We start from the raw sequence: 24,132 nt of genomic DNA, 5'->3' as shown, positions 1-24,132 counted from the left end.
GCTGCCGGACCACATCGAGCACGCGATGCTCGGCACGATGCGCGTGCCCCGTTTCGACGACGTGCTGCGCGCGGCACAAGCCATTGCGCCGTACGTGCAGCGCACGCCGCTGCTGCGCTCGCCCGCGCTGGACGCGCTGGTGGGCGGCACCGTGTGGATCAAGCCCGAGAGCCTGCAGGTCACCGGCTCCTTCAAGGCCCGCGGTGCCTTCAATGCCCTGCTGGCACTCACGCCGCAGCAGCGGGAGCGCGGCGTGGTGGCCTACTCGACGGGCAACCACGGCCAGGCGATTGCCTGGGCGGCGCGGCAACTGGGCGTGTCGGCCACCATCGTGATGCCGGTCGATGCCCCCAAGACCAAGGTGGCGCGCGCGCTCGCGCAGGGCGCGAAGGTCGTCCACTACGACCGCGAGAGGGAAAGCCGCGAGGACATCGGCATGCGCCTGCTGACCGAGACCGGCGGCACGCTGGTTCCGCCGGGTGACCACCCCGAGGTGCTGGCCGCGCAGGGCACCGTGGCGCTGGAGGCGCTGCAAGACCTGCCGGCCGATGCGCGGGAAACCCTGGGGCTGTTCGCAGCGCCCTGCGGCGGCGGCGGCCTCATGGCCGGCTGCTGCCTGGCCCTCGATGCGCTGAGCCCCGGCGCGCGGCGCGTGGCCGTCGAGCCCGCGGGCTTCGACGACACCGTGCGCTCGCTGCGCAGCGGCCGGCGCGAGACCAACGCACCCGGCGCGCGCACGCTGTGCGATGCCCTGCAGGCCGTCACGCCCGCAGAGCTGCCGTTCGCCATCAACCAGCCGCTGCTGCACGAGGCCGTCGCCGTGACGGACGCGGAAGTGACCCGCGCGATGCGATTCGCGCTGGAAGAACTGCACCTCGTCGTCGAGCCCGGCGGCAGCGTGGCGCTCGCGGCAATGCTGGCCGGCCATGTCTCGCTGCGCGGGCAGAGCGCCGTGCTCGTTCTCTCGGGCGGCAACGTCGACCTGCCGGTCCTGCAGTCCGTGATGGCGTAGCGCCCATCTCATCCATTCCCATAGCAACGAGGCCGACGCCGCCATGCCCCGGCGCAGCGTCGCCCAGGAGACCGCAAGCCCCTCCATCGATCTTCTTCAGAAAGCCTTGACCATGTCGTTCTTCAACGTCCGTTCCTTTGCCTCCCGCCGCTGGCTCTTGAATGTGCTGGCCGCGCCGCTGGCCGCACTGGCCCTGTGCGGCTACGCGCAAGCCGCGTACCCAGACAAGCCGATCACCCTGATCGTGCCCTTCAACGCCGGCACCACGCCCGACATCGTCTCGCGGCTGCTCGCCGATGCGGTGGGCCGCGACCTCGGCCAGTCGGTGGTGGTGATGAACCGCGTCGGCGCCTCCGGCATCATCGGCACGCAGGCCACCATCGCCGCCCCCGCGGACGGCTACACCATCGCCTACGCCAACGTGGCGACGCTGGCGATCAACCAGTCGCTCTACAAGAAGCTACCCTACGACGCCGACACGCAGCTCGCCCCGGTGGCACTGACCGGCTTCGTGCAGAACGTGCTGGCCGTGCGCAGCGACCTCGGCGTGAAGGACGTGGCCGGCCTCATCGACATGGCCAAGAAGCAGCCCGGCAAGCTCACCGTGGCCTCGGGCGGCAACGGCACAACCGGCCACCTGAGCGCGGAGATGTTCAAGTCGATGGCCGGCGTGTCCATCGTGCACATCCCGTACAAGGGCGGGCTGGAAGCCGACATGGCGCTGATGCGCGGCGAGGTGGACCTGGTGTTCGAGAACATCACCTCCATCGCTCCGCACCTCAAGGGCGGCAAGATCACGCCGCTGGCCGTGACCGGCGCCGCGCGCGACAGCCGCCTGCCCGATCTGCCCACCATCGCCGAGACCGGCCTGAAGAAATACCAGGCCGTGGCGTGGACCGGCTACGTTGCACCGGCCGGCGTCGATCCGAAGATCCTCGACGCTCTCAACGCCGCTTTCAACAAGGCGTTGAATTCGCCCGCGGTGAAGCAGCAGCTGGCCGCCCAGGCCTATGAGGTCCACACCGGTCCGCGCCAGGATCTGTTTGACCTCGCCAGGAAAGAGCGCCCCGTGTGGGCCGACGTGGTCAAGCACTCGGGCGCCAAGCTCGACTGAAGCGCGCACGTACATGGCTGACTTCGACCTCGTGGTGCGCCACGGCATGCTGATCGACGGCACCGGCAGCGCACGGCACCAGGCTGATGTCGGCATCCGCGGTGCGCGCGTGGCTGCCGTCGGCGACCTGTCGGCGCTGCGTGGCACGGTCGAGATCGACGCCAGCGGCCGCATCGTGGCGCCGGGCTTCATCGACTCGCACACGCACGACGACCGCTACCTCCTGCTCGAGCCGGACATGCCGGCCAAGCTGAGCCAGGGCGTGACGACGGTCGTCACCGGCAACTGCGGCATGAGCCTCGCGCCCTGGGGCGCGCCGGCCGGCGCCACCGTACCGCCACCGCTGAACCTGCTGGGCCACGACCCGGCCCTGTTCGGCGACGCCACCTTCGCGGCCTACCTCGCGCGCCTGGAGGCTGCGCCCGCGGCGGTGAACGCGGCCTGCCTGGTGGGCCACACCACCTTGCGCGCGGCGACGATGGAGCGCCTCGACCGGGCCGCCACACCGGAAGAGATCGTGCGCATGCGGGCGCTGCTCGCCGAGGCCATGGCCAGCGGCGCCATCGGGCTGTCCACCGGCGCGGCCTATCCCACGGCCATGCCGGCCACGACTGAAGAGATGGCGCGGGTCGCCGAAGTGATCGGCCCCTACGGAGGCGTGTACGCGAGCCACATCCGCGACGAGGGCGACCATGTCTTTGCCGCGCTGGACGAGGCTTTCGCGATCGGCCGTGCGGGGCAGGCACCGGTGGTGGTGTCGCACCACAAGCTCATCGGCCCGCGCAACCACGGCCGTTCGGTGCAAACCCTGGCCCACGTGCGCGAGGCCATGGCGCACCAGCCGATCGCGCTCGACTGCTATCCCTACTGCGCGGGCTCCACCATCCTGCGCAAGGACCGCATTGCGGTGTCGAGCCGGATCATCGTCACCCAGTCACGGCCGCACCCCGAGTTCGCGGGCATGGACCTCGACGCGATCGCGCAGCGCCTCGGTGTGTCGATGGAAGATGCGGTCGACCTGCTGCAGCCGGCCGGCGCCATCTACTTCCTGATGGACGAGGCCGACGTGCGGCGCGTGCTCGCCTTTCCTCAAACCATGATCGGCTCCGATGGCATGCCGCACGACGCGTCACCGCATCCGCGCCTGTGGGGCACTTTTCCGCGCGTGCTGGGCCACTACTGCCGCGACGTCGGTCTGTTCTCACTCGAACAGGCGGTGCACAAGATGACGGGGCTGACGGCCAGGCATTTCCGCCTGCCCGGCCGCGGCGTGCTGTGCGAAGGCGCCTTTGCCGACATCACCGTGTTCGATGCCGACCGGATTGCCGACCGCGCAACCTGGGAGGTCCCTACGCTGCGCGCGGAGGGCATCGACGCCGTCATCGTCAACGGGCGACCTGCGTGGCGCAATGGCGAATCGCTGGGCGTGCGCAACGGGCGCGTGGTGCGCCTGACCGACTGACCGACCGGCCGCGCATGGCAACTCAGTTGTCCGACGCGGCACGCACCCAGCGTTGCGTCTTGCCGAACAGCGGCAGCCCGACGTACGCACGCAGCAGCAGCTCGCCCGCCGGATTGCCGGCGGTGCTGACCGACATGTTGCAGCTGTAGGTCTTGCCGTTCTCGCGGTTGTAGATCTGCCCAGTCCATTCGGTGGGTGGCCGGGACGGATCGGTCGCATCGACTGGCGTGAAGTCTTTCAGCAGCGTCATGCCGAGGGCCGGCCGGCCGTCGGCGGGTTGCATGTCGCCGCCGCCGGGCGCCATCGATCGATTGCCGAGGACCTTGGTGACGGTGCCGCACAGCGCGGTGCCGCACGGTGCGAGCTCCACTTCGAGGTTGCCGTTCGCGGTGATCCAGCGGCCGCGTGGATCGGTTGCCGCGGAAGACGACTGCGCCTGCGCGGCGAAGGCTGCGGTCAGCATCAGGACGGCGGCCAGCGCGCGGCCTGATGGACGATGGAACGAGTGCATGGTCATGGCGGGCTCCGTGTCGAGTGGATGAAGCACCCATTGCATCGCAGCACCTGCCTTCGCAGTGTGTCGGGGCAGGCACTGAATGGTCGCGCTCCGTATCTGGCCGCGTGCCAGACAAGGTGCGATACAAATCTGTTCGGCTCAGCCTGCCGCCGGTGTCTGTGCGCGGGCCTCCAGCGCGCGATAGAAGAAGGTGGTGCTGCACGGTTCGCCCTCCGGCAGCAATGCGAACCCGGGGATCACGCCCACGCGCTGCCAGCCCATGCGGGCATAGAGCCGCTCGGCTTCGGCGCTCGACGTGTCGAGCACCAGCAAGGTCTTGCCGTGCGCATGCGCCTGGTCCTCGGCCGCCTGCATCAGCAGCGCGCCGATGCCCCGGCGCCGCGCCCTGCGGTACACCAGCATCTTCGAGACCTCTGCGCGGTGAGGCTGGTTCTCGGGCTGGTCGAGCACGAGCTGCACTGTTCCGAGGAGGCCCTCGGCGTCTTCGGCCACGAGCAATGCACGTTCGCCGCGCGCCACGCCGTCGGCCACCTTCCGCCAGAACGCAAGGGCGCGCTCGCGGGCCAGCGGGAGCATGAAGCTGACAGACGCGCCGCCCTCGACGCAATCGATCAGCAGGTCGGCCAGCGCCTGGACCTGGGCATCGCTCACCGTAGGAAGGACATGGATGCGGGGCGCTTCGAAATTCGTCATGTTGTTCATCTCCACGAAGAGGGCACGGTCGCGATCACGACGGCGTAGCGGGTGGTAGTGCGCGAGGGGTTGTAGTAGCTCATGGGGCGGTCGAGCACCATCGCCAAGCAATCGCCGGTGGCGAGCCGATGCTGGTCGTCGCCCAGCGTGAGTTCGATGACGCCGTCGAGCACCCACACCTGCTGGTGGATGACCGGCTCGCGCGCCGCGGTTTCGTAGGCCACGCGGGCCTTGGGCGGAAACAGCACCTCGACGATCTGGATGGGCGATGCAAAGCTGCCCGGCGACACGTTGCGCCGCACATAGCCGGAGTGCGGGTCGCGCCACTGCAGCTGGCTGGCCAGGCGCGACACCGGATCGGCGGCGGGCGCGGGCGCCTCGAACAGCGAGGCCAGCGACACGCCAAGGCCGGTCGCGAGTTTTTCGAGCAGCACGGCGGTGGGGCTGCTTTCGCCTCGCTCGATCAGCGAGATCATGGAACGGCTGACGCCGCAGTGCGTGGCCAGCGCATCGAGCGAGAGGCCGCGTTGCGCACGCAGGTCGCGCACGCGCTGCGCGATGCGCTCGTTCAGGCCGGACGGTGTTTCTTTTATTTCCTTCATATTGGATTAAATATCCATCATAAAGGAAATTGCGTCAAGCCTCCCGGCGAACCGCCCTCAGCGCGGAGGGCCGATCAACGCGGCACGCGCCGCTTCTGACGGAAAGACGCACGCCACGTCATGCGCGCAGCCCGGCACCACCACGACCTCGCGGCGCTTGGCCGGCGCGAGCAGCGTGCGGTCGTACTGCGCATAGGCCAGCCCGCGCTGCAGGCGGAACGGGCCTTGCGCGGCGGCCGCGCAGGACTTGTCGAGCACGCGGTAGGCCGTGCCCCGTGCGTCGTTGCTGTCCAGTTCGCCTTCGAGGTAGCTGATGTCGGCCTCCGCATACTGCCGGCGCGCCTGCGCGGCACTGCGCCCGAGGTGTGCTGGCAGGTCGTCGGTGCCGTACTTCCAGCGGTTCATCGCGGGGCAAGCCGTGGCATCGGGCGTCGGCTGCGGACGAAACGGATCGAAGTAGAGCCACGTACCCGGATCGGCGACCACGTAGCGCACGGCCACCGTGCCCCCGTTCTGCGCGAAGCCGATGTAGTGCTGCACCATCTGCGCGCCAGCCGAGAAGCCGGCGATGGTGACTGTGCGCAGGCTCGGCCAGCGCTGCGTCAGCTCGGTCACGAGCGCGTCCATGGCAGCGAACGAGGTGATGCGGCCGCCCTCGCCCTCGCCCGCACGGCCGCCTTCGAGCCAGGAGCCGCAGGTCCACAGCAGGTCGCCGGGCTGCGCAGCGGGCACGCCCGGGGTGCTGCACTTGCCGGCTTTGTCCGCTGCGACCTGGAAGACCGGCGCGACGACCAGCGTGTCGCCGAGCGCATCGGCATTGCGGACGGCGCGCAGTGCCGCGTCGAAGGTCTTGTTGGCGTCGCGCGGATGGCCGTGCACGGCGATGAGCGCCTTCATCGGGCCGGCAGTTGCCGCCGCACCGGGAGCGAGCGAGGCGTAGTAGTTCAGCGTGCCGCCGGCTCCGGTCGGCTGGAAGCTGCGGTAGCAATCCAGGGAAGCCGACGCTGTGCAACCGGCAGGATCGGCCGCCGCATGCGCCGACCAGAGCGACAGGCACGCGGCCGCAAGGCAAAGCCATCTGTTGTTGTGCATGTTCGTGCGGCTCCCCGGGGCTGGTGGTTGGAACACGGATTCTCTCGCGCAGCACACTTGCTCGTCTTAGCGATTTACTCTGCCGAATCGCCATTCTTCGAACACAAATTCGCCATGGAGACGCGGATCATCCAACATATCACCAGCACGAGCCCCTCATGAGCACCACCAGCGCCGACCCTCTGCCCTCTTCCTTCGCGGCGTTTGCCGATGGTTTGTCCGAGCCCTCTTCGGCGCTGCGCGAGCAGATCACCGCAGCCTGGCGCCGGGCCGAACCGCAGGCGCTGCCGCCGCTTCTCGCACAAGCGCGCCTGCCGAGCAATCAGGCCGAGGAAGCCCAGGAACTCGCCTACCGCATCGCCCAGCAGTTGCGCGAGCGCAAGAACGCAGGCGGCCGTGCCGGCCTCGTGCAGGGCCTGCTGCAGGAATACGCGCTGTCGTCGCAGGAAGGCGTGGCGCTGATGTGCCTGGCCGAGGCGCTGCTGCGCATCCCCGACGCCGAGACGCGCAACGCGCTGATCCGCGACAAGATCGCGCACGGCCAATGGCAGGCGCATGCGGGCCGCAGCCCGTCGGTGTTTGTCAACGCCGCGACCTGGGGCCTGCTGCTGACGGGCAAGCTCGTGGCCACGCACAGTGAGACAAGTCTCTCGGCCGTGCTCACGCGCCTGATCGGCAAGGGCGGCGAGCCGCTGATCCGCAAGGGCGTGGACATGGCGATGCGGATGATGGGCGAGCAGTTCGTCACCGGCGAAACCATCGCGCAGGCGCTGGGCAACGCGCGCGAACTGGAGGCCGGGGGCTTTCGCTATTCGTACGACATGCTCGGCGAGGCTGCGCTCACCATGGAAGACGCCAAGCGCTATCGCGTCGCATACGAAGAGGCGATCCACGCGATCGGCAAGGCATCGAACCATCGCGGCGTGTACGAGGGGCCGGGCATCTCGATCAAGCTGTCGGCGCTGCATCCGCGCTACAGCCGCGCGCAGCATTCACGCGTGATGGCCGAGCTGTACCCGGTGCTGCGCGAGCTTGCGCTGCTGGCGCAGCAGTACGACATCGGCCTGAACATCGACGCAGAGGAGGCCGACCGCCTCGAACTCTCGCTCGACCTGCTGGAGCGCCTTTGCTTCGAGCCGGCGCTCGCGGGCTGGAACGGCATCGGCTTCGTGATCCAGGCTTATCAAAAGCGCTGCCCGTTCGTGATTGACTTCGTGATCGACCTGGCGCGCCGCAGCCGGCACCGGCTGATGGTGCGGCTGGTGAAGGGCGCCTACTGGGACAGCGAAATCAAGCGCGCGCAGATCGACGGTCTCGACGGCTACCCGGTCTACACGCGCAAGGCCTACACCGACGTGTCGTACCTCGCCTGCGCACGCAAGCTGCTCGATGCGCCGGAGGCCGTGTACCCGCAGTTCGCCACGCACAACGCGCACACGCTGGCCGCCATCTACACGGCGGCCGACCCGTCGCGCTACAAGCCGGGGCAGTACGAGTTCCAGTGCCTGCACGGCATGGGCGAGCCGCTGTACGAGCAGGTGGTCGGCCCGCTCGGGCGGCCGTGCCGCATCTATGCGCCGGTGGGCACGCACGAGACGCTGCTGGCCTATCTTGTGCGACGCCTGCTGGAGAACGGCGCGAACACTTCCTTCGTGAACCGCATCGCGGACCCGACGATCTCGCTCGATGCGCTGGTGGAAGACCCGGTCGCCACGGTGGAACGCATGGCGCAGCAGGAAGGCACGATGGGCCTGCCGCATCCGGCCATTTCGCTGCCCGCGGCGCTGTATGGAACGCAGCGTGCCAACTCGCAGGGGCTCGACCTGGCGAACGACGACAGCCTGCGCGCGCTGGGTCACACGCTCGCCGGCGGTGCCGGTGAAAAATGGAGCGCGGCGCCGATGCTCGCCGCGGCCGCACCAACCGGCGAAGCGGTCAGCGTGCTGAACCCCGCCGACCATCGCGACATCGTCGGGCGGGTGCAAGAGGCCACGCTGGCCGATGTCGAATCGGCCATTGCCCATGCCCATGACATCGCCCCGGCATGGGCCGCCACGCCGCCTGCCGAGCGCGCCGCCCTGCTCGACCGCGCCGCCGGCAAGCTCGAAGAAGGCATGCCCCGGATGCTCGGCCTGCTGACGCGCGAAGCCGGAAAGACCTATGCCAACGCCATAGCCGAAGTGCGCGAGGCGGTCGACTTCCTGCGCTACTACGCGGCGCAGGCACGCAGCGATTTCTCGAACGACACGCACCGCGCGCTCGGCCCCATGGTGTGCATCAGCCCATGGAACTTTCCGCTGGCGATCTTCACCGGCCAAGTGGCGGCCGCGCTCGCGGCGGGCAACCCCGTGCTGGCCAAGCCCGCCGAACAGACGCCGCTGGTGGCGGCCGAAGCGGTGCGCGTGCTGTGGGAGGCCGGCGTGCCGCATGCCGCCGTGCAGCTGCTGCCCGGCCGCGGCGAAACCGTCGGCGCCGCGCTGGTGGCCGACGCGCGCGTGCAGGGCGTGATGTTCACCGGCTCGACGGAGGTTGCGCGCATCCTGCAGAAGACGCTCTCGCAGCGGCTCGGCGCGCATGGTGCACCGGTGCCGCTCATCGCGGAAACCGGTGGGCAGAACGCGATGATCGTCGACTCGTCCGCGCTCGTGGAACAGGTCGTCACCGACGTGATGGCCTCGGCCTTCGACAGCGCCGGCCAGCGCTGCTCGGCGCTGCGCGTGCTGTGCGTGCAGGAGGAAGCGGCCGACCGGCTGCTGGAGATGCTCAAGGGCGCGATGGCCGAAGCCTGCATCGGCAACCCCGCGCGGCTGGCCGTCGACATCGGGCCGGTGATCGATGCCGACGCGCGCGACGGCATCGAGCGCCACATCGCGACCATGCGCTCGAAGGGCCGCAAGGCCTTCCGCCAGGGCCGCGAGTACGCACACGACACGCGCAACGGTACCTACGTGATGCCGACGCTGATCGAACTCGACAGCATCGCGGAGCTGCAGCGCGAAGTGTTCGGACCGGTGCTGCACGTCGTGCGCTACCGCAGGCGCGACCTCGGCGCGCTGATCGGGCAGATCAACGGCACGGGCTACGGGCTGACGCTGGGCGTGCACACGCGCATCGACGAAACCATCGCGCAGATCGTGGCGCACGCCAAGGCGGGCAATGTCTATGTGAACCGCAACATCGTCGGCGCGGTGGTGGGCGTGCAGCCGTTCGGCGGCGAAGGGCTGTCGGGCACGGGGCCGAAGGCGGGTGGTCCGCTGTACATGCTGCGCATGCTGTCGGCGCGGCCGGACGATGCGATGGAGCGCGCGGTGGCGGGTGGTGCTTCTGCTTCGCGGGCCGCACTGTCGGCACTCGCGCGCTGGGCGGAGGCAACCGACCGCCCCGCGCTGACGGCGCAATGCGCGCGCTTTGCCGAACAGTCGCGCTCAGGCATTTCGCGCACGCTGGCCGGTCCGACCGGCGAGCGCAACGTCTACACGCTGGAGCCGCGCGAGGCGGTGCTGTGCCTGGTTGACTCGGGAGCGGATACGGAAGCCGACCGGCTGGTGCAACTGGCCGCAGTGCTGTCGGTGGGCAGCACCGCGATCTGGCCCGCCGATGCCGCCGCGCAAAGTCTTCGCGCATCGCTGCCGGCCGAGGTGCAGCAGTGTGTGGCCATCGCGAATGACTGGGCCTCCGACACGGTGATGTTCGACGCCGCACTGCACCACGGCAGCATGCAGAGCCTGTCGGGTGTGATGCAGCGTATCGCAGCGCGACCGGGGCCGATCGTCGGCGTGCGCGGCTTCGCGCCCGGCGATGCGGACATTCCGCTCGAAAGCCTGGTGGTGGAGCGTGCGCTCAGCATCAACACGGCGGCCGCCGGCGGCAACGCGAGCCTGATGACGATCGGCTGATCGGTTTTACTTGTCGAAGGCCGGATCGATCGGCACGCGGTAGCCATTGACGAGCCGGTTGGTCTCGTTGGCCATGCCGACCACGCTCATCAGCTCGGCGAACATCGCGGGCGTCATGCCCGCCTTCTCGGCGCCGGCGTGATGGCTCGCAATGCAGTAGCCGCAGTTGTTGGTGACGCTCACGGCAAGGTAGACCATCTCCTTCACCACCGGGTCGAGCGCGCCCGGTGCCATCACTTCCTTCAGGCTGCTCCACGTGCGCCTGAGCGCGACGGGGTCGTTGGCCAGGTACTTCCAGAAGTTGTTGACGTCGGGCACGTTGCGCGAGGTCTTGATGTCGTCGAAGACAGCCCTGACTTCGTCGGAGGCGTTGGCGTATTCGATGGGCTGGGGTTTCATGGAAGCTCCTGTTGTTGAAGGCCGATAGCCGTTACCGACAACAGTAGCAGCCTCCACACCGCGCCCGTCAGTAGGTCTCCAGAAACCTTGCGTGCTCCTGATGCATGTGCGAGCGCGCGAGCAGCCACTTTCTCAGCGCGGCCTGTGTATCGGGCGACAGGTCTTTGGAGCACTGATCGAACGCTTCGCCCAGGAGCTTGAATTCGACGTCGAGATGGCGGCGCGACGGCGATGCGTCCGGCATCTGGTTCTTCGCGAAGGCGAGAAGTCCGGCCTGGCCGAATGCTTCTATCTCCTTGACGAGACGCCATCGCTCCTGCATCAGGCGACGGAATATGGCAGAGCGCCGGCGCACGCCGAAACGGCGAAGGATGGGATTGGTGTCGTCGGTTTGCACCGTCGCCAGGATGATGTCGAGCTGCTCGAGCAGATGCATCCACTGCTCGGGCTGGAAGAATTCCATCGACTCCGCAGGCGCCTTCTTCACGACTAGCATGGTTGTCTCCTGCTGTCATTTTTTTGGATGCACCCCGGCCTGGTTCGGGATCATCCGAAACCAGGCCGGGGCTGCACTGCTGCCACTCACTCGGCGGCGACCGGAACCGGTCGCCTCCAATCACCGCCCGATCACTTCTTGAGGTCGAAGCGATCGAGGTTCATCACCTTGGTCCAGGCGGCCACGAAGTCCCGTACGAAGGCCTTCTGCGAGTCGCTGGCCCCATAGACTTCCGCGAGCGCGCGCAACTGCGAGTTGGAACCGAACACGAGGTCGACGACGGTGCCCGTCCACTTGAGTTCGCCCGTCTTCCGGTCGCGGCCTTCCAGCACGCCTTCAGCCGTCGTTGACTTCTTCCACCCGGTGTTCATGTCGAGCAGGTTCACGAAGAAATCATTGCTGAGAGTCTCCGGACGCTTGGTGAACACACCGTTCTGCGACTGCCCGACGTTCGCGTTCAGGGCGCGCAGGCCACCGACCAGGACCGTCAGCTCGGGCGCGCTCAGGGTCAGCAGCTGCGCCTTGTCGAGCAGCAGGCCGGCAGCGGTGGCCGAGTCGATGCCCTTCTTCAGGTAGTTGCGGAACCCGTCGGCCTGCGGCTCCAGGGGCGCGAAGGATTCAACGTCGGTCTGCTCCTGCGAAGCGTCCCCGCGCCCCGGCGAGAAAGGCACCGTCACGTCCTGTCCGGCCTTCTTCGCCGCGGCCTCGACCGCTGCGTTGCCGGCCAGCACGATCAGGTCGGCGAGCGAGATCTTCTTGCCGCCGGACTGCGCGCCGTTGAATTCCTTCTGGATACCTTCGAGCGTCGAAAGCACCTTCGACAGCTGGGCCGGCTGGTTGACTTCCCAGTCCTTCTGCGGCGCGAGGCGGATGCGCGCACCGTTGGCGCCGCCGCGCTTGTCGCTGCCGCGGAAGGTCGAAGCCGAAGCCCAGGCGGCGCCCACGAGCTGCGCAATGCCCAGGCCCGAGGCGAGCACCTTGGCCTTCAGGGCCGCGACGTCCTTGTCATCGACCAGCGGGTGGTTCACGGCGGGAATCGGGTCCTGCCAGATCAGTTCTTCCTTCGGCACCAGCGCGCCGAGGTAGCGTGCGCGCGGCCCCATGTCGCGGTGCGTCAGCTTGAACCAGGCGCGGGCGAATGCATCGGCAAACTCCGCCGGATTCGCCATGTAGCGGCGCGAGATTTTTTCGTAGGCCGGGTCCATGCGCATGGCCATGTCGGCCGTGGTCATCATCGGGGCATGGCGTTTGCCCGAATCGTGCGCGTCTGGCACGGTGCCCGCACCCGTGCTGCCCTTGGGCTTCCACTGGTTCGCGCCCGCCGGGCTCTTGGTGAGTTCCCATTCGTAGCCGAACAGCGTCTCGAAGTAGCTGTTGTCCCATTTCGTGGGCGTGGGGGTCCAGGCGCCTTCGATACCGCTGGTGGTGGCATGCACACCCAGGCCGCTTTCGAAGCTGTTCTTCCATCCCAGGCCCAGCTCCTCGATGTCGGCTCCCTCGGGTTCGGCACCGACCAGGCCCGGGTCGCCCGCGCCGTGGGCCTTGCCGAAGGTGTGGCCGCCAGCGGTGAGCGCCACGGTTTCCTCGTCGTTCATGGCCATGCGGGCGAAGGTCTCGCGGATGTCGCGGGCCGAGCCGAGCGGATCGGGGTTGCCGTTCGGTCCTTCGGGGTTCACGTAGATCAGGCCCATCTGCACGGCGGCCAGCGGGCCGGCCAGCACGCGGTCGCCGCTGTAGCGCTCATCGGCCAGCCACTTGCCTTCGGGGCCCCAGAAGATGTCGTCCTCCGGCTCCCAGATGTCGGGGCGGCCGCCGGCGAAGCCGAAGGTCTTGAAGCCCATGGACTCCAGCGCAACGTTGCCGGTCAGGATCATCAGGTCGGCCCACGAAAGCTTGCGGCCGTATTTCTGCTTGATCGGCCACAGCAGCCGGCGCGCCTTGTCGAGGTTGCCGTTGTCCGGCCAGCTGTTCAGGGGCGCGAAGCGCTGAGCGCCGTGGCCACCGCCGCCGCGGCCGTCCGCAATGCGGTACGTGCCGGCGGAGTGCCAGGCCATGCGGATGAAGAGAGGTCCGTAGTGGCCGTAGTCGGCGGGCCACCAGTCCTGCGAATCGGTCATCAGGGCATGGAGGTCCTTGATCACGGCATCAAGGTCGAGGGTCTTGAATTCCTCGGTGTAGTCGAACGCTTCGCCCATGGGATCGGACTCGGCGGAATGCTGGTGCAGGAGCTTCAGGTTCAACTGGCTGGGCCACCAGTCTGTATTCGCAGGAGCGCCGGCAAAGCTGTGTGTACGCTGGTGGCCCGGGAAGGGGCACTTTGTTTCATCGGACAAGGGGTTCTCCTTTGGTTGGTGATCGCACGTGGGGTCCGAGACCAGTCTAGGTTTGGATCTCTCGTCAATCAACCCAATTGAGTGAATTGAATTCATAGCGGCGAACTATGATTTCTGCTTCACTCAACCCTTGGCCAGCGCACCCGGCAACCGGTCATGGTTGACGTACTGGCGCCCTGCTTCCAGGAGTCTCGAAGGGTTCTCGACCCGCAGTTCCATCAGATGAATGCCTGACCGCTTGGGCACCCAGCATCGCCACGTCAGATAGACCGTCGCCAGATCGGAGTTCAGATCCACATGGACGCCGTCGAGCATCATTTCCTGAGGGGCAGTGCCTCCATCTTTCCAGTGCGCCATGGCGGACAGCTGCACGCCAGGCAGCCAGACCTGAATGTGGGTGTGGTCCGGATGCATGTGAAGAAGCTGCAGCTCTTCGTCGCCGTTCAGGCGCTCCCGATGAATGAGGTCCGGCGCCGCGTACTGGTAGAAGCGGTAGTCGAAATCGTCCGGCAGCAGAGGATGTTTCGACGCGAGCCATGCATCGTCGAAAGTGCCCGTGTATTGCTGGCGGGAACGCCAGACCGGCGGAAGCGGAGCGAAGCCTTGCGGCACGTAGTCACGGCGACGCCAATCGAGAACGGGATCGGCAGGATCCTCGATGCAGGGCGCGGGAATGTCGACATCCGAAGGGCTGTGGTCTTCATCGACGATGCCGCATCCGATCGGGTTGAAGCGATGCACGTCGGTCGGCGTCTCATCATCTCCCGAGCCGGGTATCGGGCCTCCGAAGGCCCCGCGCCAGTCGAGTGCGACGGCCTTGACGGGATGGGCCTGCGAGAGTGCCCAGCCCTTGCTGGTCGATCTGTCTTTTTCCTGTTCCTGCGTGGTGGCGCAGCGCCAGACTCTCGGCCCGTGGACCCTCAGAATCTTTTCGAGCTTGCCCAGACGCACGCCGGTGATCCACGAGCGGGCTTCCACGCCCCGAGGCGCCCAGCTCGCGCCCAGGATGGTGAGGTCGGCCGCCGGCTTGAAAGGCACGATGTCGCAGGTCCGCACCAGCAGGCCGTTGGCAGCGTCGCCTTCATAGCGGTCGGCAAGTTCGAGTTCGTCCTGTCGGGGCGCGAGCACCAGCGGAGCGTTCGGCACGACATGGAAGCTGCCCCGCACTGCCAGCACGGCCATGTCGGTGCCATCGCTGTGAAACTGCGAAAAGGCCAGAGCGGAAAAAGGCGTGCGATTCTCGAGGTGTGGCGCCATGACTGTTGGGTTGAAGACCGTCGAAGCTTGCCTGCCGTCACTGCCGCAGCACGGTGAAGATGACGCGATCACCTTCGCGGCGAATGGCAAAGAGTTGGGCCGGGAGCGAGGCCATGGCCTGCGGAATATCGGTGAACGCCGCAGGATCGTCCGTGGTGAGGATGAGCACCTGCCCCGGTGCGCTGCGGCTCAACGCCTTGCGCAATCGCAATATGGGCACCGGGCAGCGCGTGCCGCAGGCATCGATCTGAAGGGCGTCGCCGGTTTCGGACTCGGCCGGGGCTGGCCGTGCGGGCAGAAAGGGAATGATCGACGGGTCCGGCGACGGGCTCGTCACGGTGTTTCCATCGTGCGGAAGTCGGGCGTGGTCACGATGCGCTGCAGGTGCAGGCTCTCGATGCCCACCAGGGTGGGTCTGAATCCGACGCCGACCACGCGGCCATCGGACAGGTAGTGGACGACGCGGTAGTTGCCATCGCGGAAATCGACACTGCGGCCGAAAGCCGTGTCGGCGCTCAACTTGCGTTGGGTGCTCCGAGGCGTCTCAGCGCCGACGTTGAGACCGAAGGGCAGGGGAAGCCTGGAGGCATCGATTTCGAGGTCATGGAGCACCCACGCTTGCGGATCGGCTGATGCGGCGCGTTCGGCGAACGGGTAGAGCAGCGTCATCCTCAAGCCGTGCGAGACGCTGGCGTACTCGACCTTTACCGCGAGCCTCGAAGGCGGGCATTCGGCCGGCATCAATCCGGCCCACGCAGCGAAGTCGGGGAGCCATTCGGCAAGCCCGCAGCAGCCTATGCGCTGTGCTGCCTCACTGACCCAGTCCACTTCGCGCTTCCACAATGCCACGGCGATTCACCGGATCGGTGGATTGCCTGGGAACGCAATACGCTCCCAACGCGTTCCGTCGAAGCGCACGATGTCGGCATAGCCGATGGACCACAGGACGCCGTCAACCACCTGCAATACGTGACCATCGCGGTACTCCGGCACGAGACCCGTGACGACGGGCTCGATGATGCCGTTCTCATGGGCAAACAGTCCCTCGGGAGTGGCAAGGTAGACCCTCCCACCGTAAATCTTGACATCGCTGTAGTTCCTCGAATCGTCCAGCTGAGAGACGTCCGCAAATCCGGTTGACTGATTGCCGTGCAGCAATACGCCGTTGTGACCGCAAATCCAGATGGAATCGCTGCTCTCGATGCACAGCCCGGTGAGTTCCGCCGTATCGACGGCAATGGGCTTCCAGGCACCATCCATGCGAAAGAACAGCAGACCTCCATTGGTGTCTGAATTCCAGCCTGCGGCGTAGAGCGCGCGCTCATCGGTACCGTCAATCACATTCAGGAACAGGTTGTGTTCGCCCTCAGGTTCTTGCAGCAGGCCGTGATCGGCATGCTCCCACGCGTCTTCGCCAAGGCGCTGGTAGATTTGTCCGCCGCCTCCGCAGGCATATAGATGCCCACCGATCTGACGCAATGCGTTCAAGTAGCCCCAACCTTCGGAGTCGTCGTCCCACAGGCCTGAGCCGACCACGCGCTCCATCTCTGGCGCCTTGCCAATCGGCAGATGGACGATGTCACCGTTTTCCGAAGCGAAGACGAAGGAGGCAGCCTCCGATGGAGAAGGATGATGCAGGGCACCGGCTCGTATCGTGAGAGGCAGATCGAAATAGTTCCATTTGACCGGCTTGTCCGCATTGAATATGCAGAGGCGGGCAAAACCCTCGAAGCGATCCTCGATCTTCGAGCATGAGATGACCAGACGGTTGCGCGTCGCAGCGACACCGGTTTCGATCCTGAGTTCGGGAGCTGACGGGGTGGTGTTGAACTGTTCCATGGATGTGTTGATTTCACTCTATTCAATGGGCCATCCCGCGGACTTCAGAGCTTTGCGGGCGGCTTCCTTCACGGCCTTCGATGCCGTCTTGTAGGCTCGAACCAATGCATCCTGCGAAATCTTCTGGAAGTACTCGTCTGTAGCAGCTTCGAACTTCCCCTTGCAGTCCGGCTTGGCCTTGGCCAAGGCATCGTAGGCAATCTGCTTGACCTTGTCGAAGGAGACGGTCCCGGTGGCTCCGCCGGCCGCCTTGATCGCGCCATCCATCAACTCGTGAACACGGGCATGTTCCGCATCGGTGAGGCAGATCGCTGGGCCTTCGCTGAGCGACGGAGCTCCCGGCAAACGCGCGCCGGGTTCAGTCCGCGTGCCGATCCGCAGGATGTAGTCCGCGATGATGTGGTGCGATTGCTGATTGGGTGGGCATTCGTTCTTGCCGTGGGCACCTGGGTTGCAGGGGTCGGGCTTGCCTTCGACGCGTACACCTGCGTCGGGCTGGGGCGTCGTGTTAGGCGCGGCCTGGGGTTGCGGCTGCGGACTGGCGGCCTCCACTTTCGAGGTCCGATACCGCTCCAGTTCGGCATCTCTCCATGCCCTGATCTGCTGCCGTGCCTCGGTGCTCTGGTTGGGGCCGAGTGCATCACGGGCCTTCTGGTCGATTTCTCGTTCGATCGGATCCGCATTCGGGCCAGGGCGCGGCCCCAACAATCGGATGTCGACCGGTGTATCACCCTCCATGCTGAGGATGACCATGAGGATGCCGACCCAGCCCGTCATCTTCAGCAGGCTTGGCTCATAGGGGCTCTTTACATCCGGCGGCGTGGATGGCTTGAACGTGTTGTCGTTTGCCGCCGGCCCTGGCTGAAATGCCGGGTTCGGCCGGGTTTCCGGGAACATGGGATTGGGCACATCCGTCACCGGTGCATTGGGCAGCGGCTGGGCCTGCGCCAACAGGATCGGCTTTTCACCCAGCGCAGTGCGCACCAGACTTGCATACCCGGTGGCACTCGCGGCGGTGGTGATGCGGGCTTTCCCCGTTTTCTCGCGCTCGGTTTCGTAAGTTTCGATGATGGCGCCCTGCGCTTGCGCCTGGGCCAGCAGCGCCTTGATCTCGCTGTCGTCAACGTCCTCTGCGTCATCGGGCGGCCAGTACTTGCCGCGATCTTTCTTGTAGATCAACTCGCCAACGGTGTTGCGCTTGTTCATCCAGAAGGTGTCGCCATCGCGCACCAGCCACTGCCCGTTTACACGCACGACGGTGGAGGCTGTCTTCGGTTCTGCGATATCTCCGACTGTCCCCGACTTGATACCCTTGGCCGCCCCGGGTTCGTCACCCGTGACATTCGTGACGACGCTATCGAACTTGAATGCCTTGAGACCTGTGAGGAAAACGTTCTGCGACGTGTTTGCGTCGTCACCGAGCTTGCCGGTGATCTGATAGGGGATTGGCGGTGTCGACGAGCCAATGGGTGTCTTGCACACATCGGGTGTCGTGCACACCACGAGTGCCTGACCCACATCGCGCCCAGCTTCGGGTGGGGCCTCACTGGCAGGCGTCTTCGGTCCTGGTTTGCCCAGAATCACCGCGACGCGCACTATTCGGCCACCCCCTGAACTGGCGGACAGCATCCCGCCTGGAGTTCCGAGAGCAGACGCCGACGCACCGGCCTTAGGGTCCAACGCCATGAAAGAGGCCCTCGCTGCCTCAGCAGAGATCGATGACCTTGCCGTTGATCCGCACCGCGCCAGTGGCGCGGAAGTCGAACCTGGCACCGGTGAGCGTGACCTGTCCGTCCTTCGTCATCTCGAGCCGGCTCTTGCCAACCGTGATGACGAGCTTCTCGCCCACGTCAAGCGAAAAGTCTTCGCCGATGGTTTCGTTCTTGCTCTTGCCGACAGCCACCGTCTGGGTAAGGCCGACCAGCGAGGTCTTGGCTATGCCCACCTCCTCCGACGAGGTGAGCGCCACGAAGCGATTCATGTTCTGCAGCACGGTCAACAGTTCGTTGGCCTTGATCGTCTCCATGCGGTTGTTGCCGATCGTGATGGTCTCGTCATGGCCCACGGTCTCGGTGCGGTCGTGCCCGACGTGAACCGTCTCGTCGTGGTCGATGGTCTTGCTGCGGTCGTGGCCTACCCAGTGGGTTTCATCGTTCTCGACCTCGATGTCCTGGTTGCGCTCGGCATGCAGCCACACCTGTTCCTGGCCCTTCTTGTCCTCGAAGCGCAGCGCGTTGGCGTTGGCATCCGTTGCGCCTTCGGAACTGCGCGTGAGCAAACCGCTTTGCGTGGCGTTGTCTGGCAAGGTCCACGGCGGCATGTTGTCGGCGTTGTAGACCCGGCCCGTCACGATGGGGCGGTCGGGGTCGCCGTTCTCGAAATCGACGATCACCTCCTGGCCGATGCGCGGAATCTGGATGGCGCCGAAATTGGTGCCGGCCCAGGGCGAGGACACGCGTACCCAGCAGGAGCTGTTTTCGTCCTTCGTGCAATAGCGATTCCAGTGAAAGCTCAGCTTCACGCGGCCGTACTGGTCGGTCCATATCTCGCGGCCCGCCGGGCCTGTGACGATCGCGGTTTGCGGCCCCGTGGTTCGTGGCCGCGGCACCGTTGGCGTCGAGGCCCTGTAGACCTTGCTGGTTGGAATGACCTCGAACTCCACGCGGCACTCGAACTCCTGCTGCGAACTGGCGTCGCCCACGTCCTGCAGCCGCAGACTCGTGTTCGTCACAAGGTACTGCCGGTTCGATTCGTTCTGGGGATACCGCTCCAGCGTGATCAAGTACCCCGGCACCACGGCCCGCAAGTTGCCCGCACCGTCGGCGCGCTCGCCCTGGCTGCCCGTCTCTTCCATGCGCGTACGCACCAGTTGCTCGCCTTCGGACTCCACGACGTAGTCACCCGGCCAGTCGTAGCGCTCCCATGTGTTCTGCGCGGTCTTGCGCGGCATTGCGCTGACCTGCTGCAGCTCGGCCTTGGGGCGCTTGAAGTCGAAGTCGTCGGTGATCCAGCGGCCGCTTTGCAGTTCCTCGCAGGCGTTGAAGCGGTCGCAATGCTCCTCCCGCACGGTGGCATCCGCCGCGTGGAAAGGAATGGTCTGATAGCCCGCGTGGGCGAACGGCTGGTGCGAAGCCATGTCATCGACGATGACCAGCCTGTGATTGTTCTCTTCGTGTTCGAAGTAGTAGTAGAGCCCCCATTCGTGCAGCAGCCGTGCGATAAAGTCGTAGTCGGTCTCGCCGTACTGCACCTGGAATTCGCGCGGCGGGTAGCTGCGGGTGGCCCGCACATCGAAGGGAAGGCCATATTTGCCGAGAACATCCTTGACGATGTCCAGCACGGTCTGGTTCTGGAAAATTCGGTAGTCGCTGGTGCGCGTGGCCAGTGTGAGCCAAGGCTCGATCACCGCTTCGTACAACGCACGGCGATTCTCCAGGTGCAGGAACCTCACACGCGTTACCAGGCCCGAGATGTGACGCCGGTTGGGGCCTGCGCCGGGACGACCGTCCAGCACGACATGCGCGGTGAGCGCCTCGCCGACCAATTGCTTGATGGCCACATTGGCCGCCTGGCGCTCGTTGTAGCCAGGCTGCTCGGGCGTGGCGAGCGTGAGGGTGTAGCGGAACAACCCGCGCAGGCCTTCGCTGCCTTCGATGGCCACCGGCTCCAGGGCCGGCTCACCGCCGAGTGTGGGCATGGCAGCCGCAGAAACGCTCAGAACGCGCGCGACTTGCGTAGAGCCTGTTGGCATGAGAGATCTCCCTGATGCTTGAACTTGCAAGGCAGGACGGGGACCGTGATGCCCGTGGTCCCGTCGAAACTCGTTCGCTACTTTAGTAAGGACCCGTTACCCATATATGACCTGAAAACCGTCCAAGTCATTTTTCTCATGCGTTTGCGAACTTCTTCTGTAAGAAATACAGCCTCTACTCCGGCGGCCCCTTTCTTTTCTTAATTCTTTTTTGGACACTGGACGCGGCTGGCTGCAGCAGGGCAAGAGAAACTTCATCGAGCCGTTTCGGCGGATGTCCGCAGCCGCGTCGCGCAGACAACCGGCTCGATGGAAGCTGCATCCACATGCTCCTTTCTCGCAAACCGAAGCCGCCTCCTTCGAGGCTCATGCAACTTCACGAGTACATCGACCTGCTCCATGGAGGCACCGAGGATCACGCCGCGAACGATGCAATCAAACGCAGTGCAGTGGAGCTTGCCGGCAGCCTTTACGAACCCCCTGCGATTGAATGCATGGACGGCTCCCGGGCTGGCGCAGGTTTTTGCCCGCCGCTCGAAGGCGCACGATGTGTTGCTGGTTCATGTGCCGCTCGGCATTCCTGATTGCTTCTTCATCGCCATGTTCAGGAACGGTGCATCCTCCGCGCAGGAACACCTTCTCTTCGACATCGGCGCGGAGTTCGCAGTCAACGAGCGGCGCGGCGAAACGTACATGCAGGTGTTCGCCGACGCCAAGGGCTTTCAAGCGCTGGGAGTGGTTCGAGCTGCAGGCGACCTCGGGGCAAGGCCAACTCAGTCCAGGCCCTTCCGCGCGAGAAACCCGGACATCAGATCCGCAACCTGCACATTGTTGAGATCGGAGAACGGGAAGTGCGTATTGCCGCGGATGCCGAGCTCCGGCAGATGCACCAACGTTGCGTCGCCACCGTGGCGGTTGATCGCTTCCGTCCACAGCCGGGCCATCGCCAGCCGCACACGCCAGTTGTCCTCGCCGAAGTTCTTCGAGGGCTCCTCGGGGATGTTGTCGCCGTAATAGACGACGATCGGAATCCGCGTCAGCTTCGCAAACTCCGCCTTCGGCACGGCGACTCCTTCGAGCGAGCCCGTCATGCTCTGCATCGGCGGCGGCACCTCGCCTTCGGGAAAGACGAAGCCGCTGCCCGGCTCATAGGACACGACTGCGCGCACATTGGGGTTCTTCATCGCGGCGATCCATCCCAGCCCGCCGCTCTGCGAATGGGTGACGAGCACCCCTGGACCGATGCGGTCGAAGAGCGCCGAAACGGCATCGGTCGCGACCTTCGCGTCGAACGGCCCGGTGTCCGGAACCATCTGCCTGAAGTACTGGTTCAACGCCTCAGGGTCTCGCGAGAACTGCGCGCCCGCGAAGAAATCGGGCCAGCGGCCCAGGCGGAACATGTTGAACCAGCGCTGATCGTCCGGTGCCGCGCTGATGGTCGTGCCCACCGTGCTTCGCGCCGCACCGCCGCGCCGGGGCTGGTCGACCAGGTAGACCGGGAAGCGGCGCCGCAGGAAGATGGTCTGGTAGCCCTCCCGGCCATCGGCGGTGGTCTCCCATGTCTTGCCGAACTGCCCGAAGCCATGCCACATCACGAGCGGAAGCTTGCGGGCGTCGAGCGGCACCTGATAGAAGACACGCGCATGGTCGCCGTGCAAAGTCTGGCCCTCTGCGCCGGGACTGCGGATCACCGTGCCGCCGACGGCGAAGCTGCCCTGTTCCTTGATCATCAGCGCAGCCGGCTGCGCGTTTCTGTCGTCGGCCGCATGGGCGGGCACGGCGGGCACCACGCATGTCGCGAGCGCCAGCGCAGCGGCAATGAGCACGCCAGTCACTGGCGAATTGTTCTGCCTGGAATGCATCTCAGACGCCGAGCCGCCGTTCGCTCATCCACTTGACGATTGCCGGATCGCGATGCGAGAAGAAGCTGCTCGTGCCGGTTTCGAGTTCTGCGATGCGGAGCATGTCCGAGTCGTCCAGCTGGAAGTCGAAGATGTTCAGGTTCTCCGCCATCCGCTCCTTTCGCACCGACTTGGCGAGCGCCACGATGCCGCGCTGAACAAGCCAGCGCAGCACGACCTGCCCGACCGACTTGCCGTACTTTCCGCCGATGTCCAGCAGGGCCTCGTTGCCGAACAGGTTGTTGCGGCCCTCGGCGAACGGTGCCCACGCCTCGGCTTGCACCCCGTTGTCGTGCATGAACGTCGCGCTGTCGGTCTGCTGATGGAAGGGGTTCACTTCCACCTGGTTCACCGCGGGCGCCACTTCGTTGAAAACCTTGATGTCCATCAGCCGGTCGGGATGGAAGTTGCTCAGGCCGATAGCGCGGAGCTTGCCGGCCTTGTGGGCGGCTTCCATCGCCCTCCACGATCCGTGAACGTCGCCGAAGGGCTGATGGATCAGGTACAGGTCGAGGTAGTCGAGCTGGAGGCGGCGCAGCGACTTGTCGATGGCTTGCAGGGTGCGCTCGTAGCCGTTGTCCTCGACCCAGAGCTTCGTCGTAACGAACAGCTGGTCTCGCGCCACGCCGCTGCGGCGCAGTCCCTTGCCGACAGCCTCTTCGTTCATGTACGAAGCTGCCGTGTCGATCAGGCGATAGCCGGCTTCGATGGCATCGACCACGCTTTGCTCGCACTGCGCCGGGTCGGCAATCTGGAAGACGCCGAAGCCGAGGATCGGCATCCGCACGCCATTGTTCAAAGTCACGTACTGCATATCGAGTCCTTCCATCAAGGCCGCGTCGCGAACACTTCGCGGGCAACGCCGGTTGCCGTCACCGCGTTGGGCCAGCCGGCATAGAAGGCGAGGTGCGTCAGTGCCTCGGCCAGCTCGTCTTTGGACAAACCGTTGTCGAGCGCGCGGGCCATGTGCGAGCGCAGCTGGTCGGGCCGATTCATTGCGATGAGCGCGCTCACGGTGACGAGGCTCCGATCGCGCGGCGAAAGACCCGGCCGCGCCCACACGTCGCCGAACAGCACGTCGTCGGTGAGCTGTGCCAGCTTCGGCGCGACGTCGCCAAGCAGGCGCTGGGCCTGCGACGGCCCGGCGGCCGCAGCAGCCTGCGGCGCTCCGTACTGCGCATCGCTGACCTGCTCCAGCCAATCCACCGCCTTGCCATCGAGAGCTTCCGTGATGGCGATGTGCGTCATCGCACTGGTGGGAGCGGCCCCATGCCAATGCTTCATGCCCGGCGGAATGTGCACGACGTCGCCTGCCTTGATCTCTTCGATCGGGCCGCCGAGGCGCTGCACGCGGCCAACGCCGGCGGTGACGATCAAGGTCTGCCCCAGCGGATGTGTGTGCCACGCAGTGCGCGCACCGGCGGCGAAGCTCACCGAGCCGGCGGAGGTGCGCTCAGGCCCGGCCGGCGTGTAGAGCATCTCGACACGCACGCTGCCGGTGAAATTCTGTGCAGGCGCACTGTTCGCCGTGCGTGTGCCGGCCCGGGAAATCTGCAACTCGGGCTCGGCGGCTGCCACGGGCGGCAACATCGAAAGAGCCAGCGCGGCTGCGGCGAAATGCTTCATCGGGTTCTCCTAGGTTGGCTGCGCGGACGCAATATCCACGCAGTCTAGGAGCCGCACCCACACCCGAATAGACGGCAAACGCTTGTTGGATTGACAAGCCGGAACGGACAATCGGCGCTACCGCGCCTGGCTTCAAGCCAGC

Annotated in this window: 21 protein-coding genes; 4 read left to right on the top strand and 17 right to left on the bottom strand. The window is 66.0% G+C overall.

Translation table 11 applies throughout. The features are described from left to right. The first annotated feature begins 25 nt into the window (after positions 1-25). The 3 genes from ACTG4X_RS07210 (at position 26) to ACTG4X_RS07200 (ending at position 3,588) form a co-directional block, all read left to right on the top strand. On the top strand, positions 26-1,012 hold the full coding sequence (locus tag ACTG4X_RS07210) for a threonine ammonia-lyase (RefSeq protein ID WP_440534370.1): 987 nt from the start codon (positions 26-28) through the stop codon (positions 1,010-1,012). Positions 1,013-1,124: 112 nt separating this feature from the next. Next, positions 1,125-2,126, top strand: a complete 1,002-nt coding sequence (locus ACTG4X_RS07205) for a Bug family tripartite tricarboxylate transporter substrate binding protein (RefSeq protein WP_097200053.1) — start codon at positions 1,125-1,127, stop codon at positions 2,124-2,126. Positions 2,127-2,139: 13 nt separating this feature from the next. Then, positions 2,140-3,588, top strand: coding sequence for an N-acyl-D-amino-acid deacylase family protein (locus ACTG4X_RS07200; RefSeq protein ID WP_440533519.1), 1,449 nt, complete (start codon positions 2,140-2,142; stop codon positions 3,586-3,588). 22 nt (positions 3,589-3,610) lie between these two features. On the opposite strand, the gene ACTG4X_RS07195 is transcribed toward ACTG4X_RS07200, so the two are convergent. The 4 genes from ACTG4X_RS07195 to ACTG4X_RS07180 all read right to left on the bottom strand — a co-directional run bounded on the left by ACTG4X_RS07195 (position 3,611) and on the right by ACTG4X_RS07180 (position 6,492). After that, positions 3,611-4,105 carry a DUF2147 domain-containing protein gene (locus tag ACTG4X_RS07195; RefSeq protein ID WP_097200055.1) on the bottom strand — a complete coding sequence of 165 codons (495 nt, stop codon included), beginning with the start codon at positions 4,103-4,105 and terminating at the stop codon, positions 3,611-3,613. A 138-nt stretch (positions 4,106-4,243) separates the two neighbouring features. After that, complete coding sequence (locus ACTG4X_RS07190; RefSeq protein WP_373559391.1) at positions 4,244-4,798, bottom strand: GNAT family N-acetyltransferase; 555 nt, start codon at positions 4,796-4,798, stop codon at positions 4,244-4,246. A gap of 5 nt (positions 4,799-4,803) precedes the next feature. Next, positions 4,804-5,400, bottom strand: a complete 597-nt coding sequence (locus ACTG4X_RS07185; RefSeq protein WP_440533518.1) for a helix-turn-helix domain-containing protein — start codon at positions 5,398-5,400, stop codon at positions 4,804-4,806. A 57-nt stretch (positions 5,401-5,457) separates the two neighbouring features. After that, entirely contained in the window at positions 5,458-6,492 is a 1,035-nt protein-coding gene (locus tag ACTG4X_RS07180) for a hypothetical protein (RefSeq protein ID WP_097200058.1), read from the bottom strand. 158 nt (positions 6,493-6,650) lie between these two features. Here ACTG4X_RS07180 and putA point away from each other — a divergent pair, with 158 nt between their 5' ends. Further along, the gene (gene putA, locus ACTG4X_RS07175) at positions 6,651-10,388 is read left to right on the top strand and encodes a trifunctional transcriptional regulator/proline dehydrogenase/L-glutamate gamma-semialdehyde dehydrogenase (RefSeq protein ID WP_097200059.1); all 3,738 of its coding nucleotides are present in this window, start codon (positions 6,651-6,653) and stop codon (positions 10,386-10,388) included. Positions 10,389-10,394: 6 nt separating this feature from the next. On the opposite strand, the gene ACTG4X_RS07170 is transcribed toward putA, so the two are convergent. The 13 genes from ACTG4X_RS07170 to ACTG4X_RS07110 form a co-directional block, all read right to left on the bottom strand. Next, a complete protein-coding gene (locus ACTG4X_RS07170) occupies positions 10,395-10,787 on the bottom strand; it encodes a carboxymuconolactone decarboxylase family protein (protein WP_440533517.1) in 393 nt (130 codons plus the stop codon). A gap of 67 nt (positions 10,788-10,854) precedes the next feature. Further along, positions 10,855-11,283 (bottom strand): hypothetical protein, encoded by a 429-nt coding sequence (locus ACTG4X_RS07165; RefSeq protein ID WP_093048129.1) that lies wholly within the window; start codon positions 11,281-11,283, stop codon positions 10,855-10,857. A 131-nt stretch (positions 11,284-11,414) separates the two neighbouring features. After that, complete coding sequence (katG, locus tag ACTG4X_RS07160) at positions 11,415-13,616, bottom strand: catalase/peroxidase HPI (protein WP_093048108.1); 2,202 nt, start codon at positions 13,614-13,616, stop codon at positions 11,415-11,417. 123 nt (positions 13,617-13,739) lie between these two features. Continuing rightward, positions 13,740-14,873: a DUF2169 family type VI secretion system accessory protein gene (locus ACTG4X_RS07155; protein WP_097200061.1), complete on the bottom strand. Its 1,134-nt coding sequence runs from the start codon at positions 14,871-14,873 to the stop codon at positions 13,740-13,742. A gap of 37 nt (positions 14,874-14,910) precedes the next feature. Further along, entirely contained in the window at positions 14,911-15,210 is a 300-nt protein-coding gene (locus ACTG4X_RS07150; protein WP_179830480.1) for a sulfurtransferase TusA family protein, read from the bottom strand. Continuing rightward, positions 15,207-15,722: a hypothetical protein gene (locus ACTG4X_RS07145; protein ID WP_143696820.1), complete on the bottom strand. Its 516-nt coding sequence runs from the start codon at positions 15,720-15,722 to the stop codon at positions 15,207-15,209. Before ACTG4X_RS07145 ends, ACTG4X_RS07150 begins: the two co-directional genes overlap by 4 nt. A 6-nt stretch (positions 15,723-15,728) precedes the next feature. Then, a complete protein-coding gene (locus ACTG4X_RS07140; RefSeq protein ID WP_097200063.1) occupies positions 15,729-16,712 on the bottom strand; it encodes a hypothetical protein in 984 nt (327 codons plus the stop codon). 18 nt (positions 16,713-16,730) lie between these two features. Next, entirely contained in the window at positions 16,731-18,341 is a 1,611-nt protein-coding gene (locus tag ACTG4X_RS07135; RefSeq protein ID WP_440533516.1) for a DUF4150 domain-containing protein, read from the bottom strand. A 76-nt stretch (positions 18,342-18,417) separates the two neighbouring features. Continuing rightward, a complete protein-coding gene (locus ACTG4X_RS07130; RefSeq protein WP_440533515.1) occupies positions 18,418-20,409 on the bottom strand; it encodes a type VI secretion system Vgr family protein in 1,992 nt (663 codons plus the stop codon). Positions 20,410-20,898: 489 nt separating this feature from the next. Further along, positions 20,899-21,189 carry a hypothetical protein gene (locus ACTG4X_RS07125; RefSeq protein WP_143696821.1) on the bottom strand — a complete coding sequence of 97 codons (291 nt, stop codon included), beginning with the start codon at positions 21,187-21,189 and terminating at the stop codon, positions 20,899-20,901. 47 nt (positions 21,190-21,236) lie between these two features. Further along, positions 21,237-22,325 (bottom strand): alpha/beta hydrolase, encoded by a 1,089-nt coding sequence (locus tag ACTG4X_RS07120; RefSeq protein ID WP_097200066.1) that lies wholly within the window; start codon positions 22,323-22,325, stop codon positions 21,237-21,239. Between the two features lies 1 nt (position 22,326). Beyond that, a complete protein-coding gene (locus ACTG4X_RS07115; RefSeq protein WP_097200899.1) occupies positions 22,327-23,178 on the bottom strand; it encodes an aldo/keto reductase in 852 nt (283 codons plus the stop codon). Between the two features lie 14 nt (positions 23,179-23,192). Further along, the gene (locus tag ACTG4X_RS07110) at positions 23,193-23,990 is read right to left on the bottom strand and encodes a (R)-mandelonitrile lyase (protein WP_097200067.1); all 798 of its coding nucleotides are present in this window, start codon (positions 23,988-23,990) and stop codon (positions 23,193-23,195) included. Positions 23,991-24,132: the final 142 nt, after the last annotated feature.

The sequence above is a fragment of the Variovorax sp. YR566 genome (assembly GCF_051992195.1).
In the GTDB taxonomy this organism is placed as follows: Bacteria; Pseudomonadota; Gammaproteobacteria; order Burkholderiales; family Burkholderiaceae_C; genus Variovorax.
Note: the sequence above shows the minus strand (reverse complement) of the source record. Positions and strands in the feature narration are given on the sequence as shown.